The organism is Cupriavidus sp. 05T41 (assembly GCF_056396525.1).
In genome coordinates this window covers 1-1010 of sequence record NZ_JBFTLQ010000201.1, presented here as the reverse complement: position 1 = coordinate 1010, position 1010 = coordinate 1, and the positions used below count along the sequence as shown (strand labels likewise).

1 protein-coding gene is annotated in these 1010 nt (G+C 58.1%); it reads left to right on the top strand.

The annotated features are described in order from the left end of the window. Window positions 1–129 precede the first annotated feature (129 nt). Window positions 130–1010, top strand: an 881-nt coding sequence (locus tag AC1DKV_RS40470; RefSeq protein WP_477139768.1) for a hypothetical protein, incomplete at its 3' end; no start/stop codon positions are given.

Genomic DNA, 1010 nt, shown 5'->3' with positions numbered 1-1010 from the left:
TGACGACGCCCTGCAAAAATGGTGCAAACACACCATGTATCGCGGACCCAAGTTCAATGGGGAAAAACCATACGAGGATACGCAAGAAGAACTTGCCGCTCTCTATGGCGGACTGCAAGAGGTGCTCTGATGTACTACGCGGAGTGGATGGCATGGCTGCTCAACATCAAGTCTGACCAATGGTTTGAGGAGAACATGGGAGACGCCGACGGCTCAAAGAAGCCACTGGTGGAACCCGTGTACGCAGAGTCCGTGGCCGAAGACAAAGCGCGTCAGGCAGCGAAACGGTTTGCTCACGCCGAAACGCGCGGTCCGGTCTATGCCTGCAACAACAYCTATCTGGAAATGCGTTGTGGCGGCATGGAGGAGAAGCGTGGGCTGCTAACTCTAATCTCTCTTGTCATTGTTGGCATGGTGACTCGCGGATGGGTTTCCAGTTCAGGCCCAATCGTGTGGGGGCTTGTATCAGGAACAAACCAGGCATTTGGCAGGCCGATCGGCGGCAGCGAGTATTTTGATCTATTTTTCGATGGTGCCCTTTTTGGAATTCCGATTTTCCTTTATTTCAAATACGCMTTCCGCTTCACGCGCCTGGAAGCGCTGACCTCCCGCTATCTGCTGATCCGCTTCAACCGTGTCACGCGACAGGTCTATCTGCATCGTCCTCCCAGTTGTGGTGGGATTGCTGCCGTGCCCTGGGAGGGCGTCAGCACGGAGGAAATCGCCGGGCAGCGTCTCCTTGCTGGCTGGTTTCCTGGCGACACAMCGCTGCCCTTTCCCGTCATGGCCTTCGTCGGCAAGCAAAGCAGCAGTGCGGACGACCTMAAAGCGGAGTGGGAGTTCATCCGCCGCTACATGAACGAGGGCGGCCTGTCGGCCGTCCCGAAGCCGCGCATCAGCTCGCAACTGCCGCTGCCGTGGCAAGCCTTCATCGCGCAGTTCGAGGCCTTGGGGCAAGCCTTCATCGCGCAGTTCGAGGCCTTGGGGCCCTTCCTGCGCGAAGGCGGTCC